Annotated in this window: 6 protein-coding genes and 1 pseudogene; 1 reads left to right on the forward strand and 6 read right to left on the reverse strand. The window is 60.1% G+C overall.

The window, feature by feature from the left end:
- Positions 1 to 1,071: 1,071 nt before the first annotated feature.
- Positions 1,072 to 1,182: pseudogene (locus tag EWE75_RS25885) on the forward strand (IS5/IS1182 family transposase); the annotation flags it as partial.
- A 158-nt stretch (positions 1,183 to 1,340) separates the two neighbouring features.
- On the opposite strand, the gene EWE75_RS23740 reads toward EWE75_RS25885, so the two are convergent.
- The 6 genes from EWE75_RS23740 to EWE75_RS25890 all read right to left on the reverse strand — a co-directional run bounded on the left by EWE75_RS23740 (position 1,341) and on the right by EWE75_RS25890 (position 4,529).
- On the reverse strand, positions 1,341 to 1,679 hold the full coding sequence (locus tag EWE75_RS23740; RefSeq protein ID WP_130160519.1) for a hypothetical protein: 339 nt from the start codon (positions 1,677 to 1,679) through the stop codon (positions 1,341 to 1,343).
- A 15-nt stretch (positions 1,680 to 1,694) separates the two neighbouring features.
- On the reverse strand, positions 1,695 to 2,426 hold the full coding sequence (locus tag EWE75_RS23745) for a VC0807 family protein (protein ID WP_130160520.1): 732 nt from the start codon (positions 2,424 to 2,426) through the stop codon (positions 1,695 to 1,697).
- A gap of 227 nt (positions 2,427 to 2,653) precedes the next feature.
- The gene (locus tag EWE75_RS25225; protein WP_165388520.1) at positions 2,654 to 2,941 is read right to left on the reverse strand and encodes a hypothetical protein; all 288 of its coding nucleotides are present in this window, start codon (positions 2,939 to 2,941) and stop codon (positions 2,654 to 2,656) included.
- Positions 2,942 to 3,046: 105 nt separating this feature from the next.
- Entirely contained in the window at positions 3,047 to 3,589 is a 543-nt protein-coding gene (locus tag EWE75_RS23755; protein ID WP_130160522.1) for a hypothetical protein, read from the reverse strand.
- Position 3,590: 1 nt separating this feature from the next.
- Positions 3,591 to 3,938 (reverse strand): hypothetical protein, encoded by a 348-nt coding sequence (locus EWE75_RS23760; RefSeq protein ID WP_130160523.1) that lies wholly within the window; start codon positions 3,936 to 3,938, stop codon positions 3,591 to 3,593.
- 39 nt (positions 3,939 to 3,977) lie between these two features.
- Positions 3,978 to 4,529 carry a hypothetical protein gene (locus EWE75_RS25890; RefSeq protein ID WP_345789407.1) on the reverse strand — a complete coding sequence of 184 codons (552 nt, stop codon included), beginning with the start codon at positions 4,527 to 4,529 and terminating at the stop codon, positions 3,978 to 3,980.
- Positions 4,530 to 5,207: the final 678 nt, after the last annotated feature.

Consider the following 5,207-nt stretch of genomic DNA (forward strand, 5'->3'; position numbering starts at 1 on the left):
TCGCTCCGTCACCGGAACTGCGCGGCTCACAGGACAATCTGCTCTCGGCGCCATCCGCGACCTCGTCGACGGCACCTTCGTCGTCGCCTGAGCACCACAACACTCACCAACCAGGTGAGCAGTTACCCATCGGCATTCGCACATGGGGTACTGCCAGTAACGATCCCAGCGGCGGCCGCGATCATCAAGCAAGAGAGAAACCGTCGGTTCGACAACAACATCGCAGCAGGCACTTCTACAGGTCGGTGGCCGATCCGGTCGCTAAGTGACAAAACCAGTCCAAGTTTTACATGTTCGCGGAACATGATAAGAAAATCCGATTTTCTTTACATATTCACGCGGGCCATCGCCCGCACGGCTAGGTGCAAGGTAAAGCAAGATACATGTTCTTGCGGCGGAAATAATGGTGTAAATCAGCGCGCACCGCACTCGCGTTTGAAAGCGAGTGCGGCTTTGCGTTCAGGCTATCAGCACTTCACGTTATGGCCGACGTGAGTGCGGCAACGGACGACCTTCACCGGGTGCTTCCGCTTAAGATTGATGCTGGGCCGGAATGCCTTGTGGCATTTAACCCGATGGCCCCGCACGTACGTGTGGCAAACCTTCGCCTCCACAGGAATTGCGGCCGTAGCGGCAATGCTCGCAGCCACCATCATTAGCGAGATCCGTTTCATTTGTTTCTCCATAGCGGGGAAGCCGCCGGCTGAAGCTACAAGGAGACTCCGTAATGCAAAAGCAGCATTTGCGAGACGTAAAGGCTGGCGACCGATGTCGGCCGTAATGGGGAATGGAGGCTCTTCATCAACGCAGAGGCGCTTAGCGGGCAGCATAGTAACGCCAGCCTTCAGATATTTATCAGGCTGAGCAGTTCAGCCGCAGCTTTCCGCTTCGCCCAAAGCTTGCTGGTTCGCTCCATCGCGATCAAGTGATCCGGGAAGCGCCGCGCTTGGAATGCGAGCGTGACCTCATAGCTGCCGTGCAATCACTGCCCCCATTCTCAGGGTCCGGACCCAATAATGGGTTCCCTTGCCCCCCGATCGTGATTCACTGCGCCATCGAGGAGGCGGTGAGATGGCTGATTTCTTTTGGTTTTCCGATACGCAATGGGCTCGGATCGAGCAGCTGCTTCCGACCGACGCGCGCGGTAAGCCGCGTGTGGATGATCGTCGCGTGCTGAGCGGCTGCCCGAGCGTATCCGGATCGGTCTTGCCGCAACGTCTACACGACGATCGTCGAACATGGCACACAAGTCCAATCCGAACCTCGGCAGTGGTGCCAGCCGAACGGTGGTGGCGAATGGACCCCGTCCCCGTGAACCCCAGCAAACGCGTCGTCGCTGTTCAAGCCTGAGCCGCCCTCCTACGAAGCATGCAAGGATGATCCAGGGTGTCGCCATCCGAACTGATGCCCTGCATCATGCCGATGAGATCTACGTGGGGGTCGAGATTGTCCGGCAGCGCAAAACGCGCGATCATCTGCCACTCGCCCTCCCCAGCTATCGGCGGCATCGGCAGCGTGATCGTCAACTCTCCAGGCTTCAAATCGTATCGGCCAATTGGCTTACCGTGATGAGCCAGCGCCACCACGCCGCCGCCCAGCACAATCTCGTTGCCGGACGGATCGGTCGGGCCGTCGTTGCCAAAGTCGATCAGCCAACGTCCCTCTATCGGACCGGTCATAGCGCCTCACTCTCGTCACTCTGATTGCTGCTCTACCCGTAACGGTGGCTGAATGCGATCAGGCCGCCGCGCAATAGAAAGCTGTTCCACCTCTGCCTCCCGGAGCGCTTCGTTCCCGGTTTGCGATCGCCGACCGTACCAGAAGGTCCACCCGATCAGGCCACCCAGTAGCGCATAGCCCTCGATCGAGTTGACGATCATATACTCCTTGATCGTCAGACTGAAGACGAGCGCAGCACCGATTGCGACATCAAGGATCAATCCGAAACCCCATACGACCGTCATGACTATCATGGACCGTCGGAAGCCGCGATCGTCGGGCAGATCATACAGATGATTCGAGTCCGCAGAGCCGCGCCGCGCCATGCCGGCACGGGCCAACTCGTACATAAGCGGCCGGCCTATCGCGGCCGAGATCAGAAATACCATGCCAATCACGCCACTCACCAACTTCTCGCGAAGCTGGAGCATGCGAGGGCCACCACCTCCTATGAAGGCGAGCAGCGACAGGACAATGCCCGCAAGGACGAGGAGCGAGACCGCGTCGAGCCGACGACGACGGATGAACTCGATGACGCTCCACAGTATCGGCGGGACCGAAGATGCCAGGAGCGCCTTTACGTCTCCGATGACCGGAGCCGCGTAGCTGTAGATCACGTATGGCAGCACGAAGTTGACTCCAATGTCGGCCGCTATCGCCGGTCCCTTGGTCAGGAGCATCGTCCGTGCCTGGGCGATGTCGATCATAAGCCTCGCCCACCATTTGCTCGTGATTTTCGTAACGCGTCGGCTGCCCGCGAGCCGCCTTCCCAAACCCTGCACGCGACATGGTGCGGTCGGCAAGCAGTTCAGCGTCGATCTCGTTCGTTTTGGCGAGCGGTCGCTTCAAAACGGCGGCACCCTCGACCAAGGCGTCATCAGAACCACACCCTATCTGAACAAAGCCCCGCTCCGACGTTCAGCAACCGTGCCGCTCACCGATTGTATCCCCTCAACAGGCCCATTCGGGTCCGAGAGGATTTCAAATGAAGATCACCCATATCATCGCCGCCGGCTTTATGGCTGCTGGTATCGGCATGTCCGGCGCTGCGTCGGCCCAGATGAACAACGGATCGCTCCCGCCACGCGGCGCCCAGCGGATGGATCATCGGGGCGGTGACATTCGCGACGATCGCGGCCGGCATGATGATCGCCGCGATATGCGTGATCGCCGAGACGACCGTCGCAGTTATGGGCGTGACGATCGCCGTGGCTGGGGTCATGGGCGCCAGCGTTGCCGCACGGAATGGCGCCATCATCACCGCGTGCGCATCTGCCGCTGATAATGCTTGGGCAGGAGGAGTGCAGATGCACTTCCTTCCGCTCGATCAGCCTGGCGTTACGAGCAGCGGCGCACTGAGCGGAGTGTCGCCCTGTTCGATATAGCCAATCAGGATGTCACCGGCTTTGAACGTCGCGTTGCCGCCCTTCGTCAGCAGGCCCGGAAGACCGAAGCCGATCAAGCCGAGCACGACGCCAGACGAATTGCTCTTGCCCTCTTGCCCGAGCGTTCCGCTGAGTTCGACACGACCGCTCGGCGTATCAACGAAAAGTAACCGAGCGCTCAGGCGCCCTCGCCCGCCGGCCGCGCTGGTGCCGTGAGCGGCGATGACCTCGCCCCACGCGGTCGCGCCGACCGGGATAACGACGACATTGTCGATCATAACAGGCGCATCGACGCGCAGTTTGAACCGCTCCCCAGCCCTGGCCTGCCGGCTGTTGATCTCGTTGAGAACCATCAGCCGGACCGGAGTCCCCTTCACCCAATGCGGCGCGCTTGCGGGTATCGGAGCCGACGCGGGCGTTTGCGCGGCAGCATCGAAACTGCCGGACAGCAACGCCGCAGCGATCATCAGCCGGGGAGCGGTCATGTCAGTGCGTGAACTTGATCGCGGTGCCGGTCGCGTTCGCCTTGCCCCAACTGAATGCGGAGACGTGCGCGTCGCCGTAGCTCGCCCTGATGACCGCATCCGCGCCAAGCTTCTTCGCACGCTCCCAGAGTTCGGCGTAGATTTTTTTCTGCGATGGTGACTTGCTGAAGGCGGTCGCCTTGCGCACGCCAGCCTTAACCTCACCCAGCACCGTATAGGGCCGGTCGGTGATGTCGTAAGGGAACACCGGCACACCGACATCCTCGTTCATGACTGCGGTTGGGTTGACCTGGGCCGCCGCCGGACAGATTGCGGCGCAGGCAAGCACCGCCGCTAGAAGGATACGCATCAACTTTCTCCCGTTGTTGAATGGTGGTCGCTGCACGCGTTATTTTGGTGCTGTTACTGCTACCGCCGGGACGATACCCGGCGTCGAGGCTGGTGCCGGCACCGCTGCGGTTTGCACAGTCATCGGGGTCGGCGCGGCCTGCGCGAACACGAGCGGCACGTCCTCGGCAATGAAACCCTTCACCTGAGAACCGGTCGGGATGTTAGCGCTTGTCCCGGTTGTGAAGAAGCCGGCGACCGGAACGAAGGCGATAGCAGCAACGACGCCAGCCGTACCGGTCACACCCTTATCGTCGAACGTGCCGTTGAGCCGGATCTGGCGGCCATTGACGCGGACATAGAGAATGCTCGCCGTCACGTGACCGGACTTGCCCCACATGCCCTTATTGCGAACTTCGGTGATTTCGCCCGTGGCGGGGCTGCCGACCGGGATGACGACCTGATTGTTCACCGAGACGGCTTCGGCCACTTCCATCTGAAAATGATAGCCGACAAGAAGTGCCTTCTTTTTTGTCGTCAGCGGCTCGGCCAGCTTGAGCTGCACTTCCGTGCCGGTACGCAGAACGTTGTCAGGCGCGACGCCGGCCTGCAAGACCGGAGTTGTGGCAGGCGCGGGACCGACTTGGGCAACGCAAGGCGCACACACGAGAACGACTGCGCTCGAAAGCACAACCAACGACCTATTCATGACATCTCCCCCCCGATTCGACCCTCTTGGGCCGAAGACGCGAAAGTGATTGAATTGGCGACGAAGTCAACTCTACCGGCGAGGTCAGCACGGGCGCTATTTCCGCTTTCAGTAGACACGTTGACCTTGTTGACCTTGTTGAAGGCTACTTAGCCGGTGGCACAGCGCGAGGCGCCAGATACCGCCACATTGGCGTGTCCGAACCGCAGCGGAATATGCTCACCTCCCCCCGACAACCCTTTCCGCTACCACGATTTAATTTCAACGATCACCGTTTGCGACTGGGAAAATGCCGCACGGAAAGCTCAAAAATACCGATATTCCCTTTGGATTAGCGTCGGAGCGGAGCTCCGCCGAAAACCACCTAAGCAAGTGTAATCGATAGTATACGTTGAAATTAGAGGGTCGCTGATCGGCGCCGACCAAGACCTCATAAAGAGTCATATTCTTCTCGTGTAACTGCTCAGGTGGTTGGCCAAAGGGGCTTGCGCGGAGCGGCGGTGGGTGATTCAAGCTTCGGATGGCGCCACCCCCGCTTCATGTTCTGACCGAAGGCGAGAAGAACGAACTGCTGCTTGCGCA

The sequence above is a fragment of the Sphingomonas populi genome (genome assembly GCF_004208535.1).
Lineage (GTDB): Bacteria > Pseudomonadota > Alphaproteobacteria > Sphingomonadales > Sphingomonadaceae > Sphingomonas > Sphingomonas populi.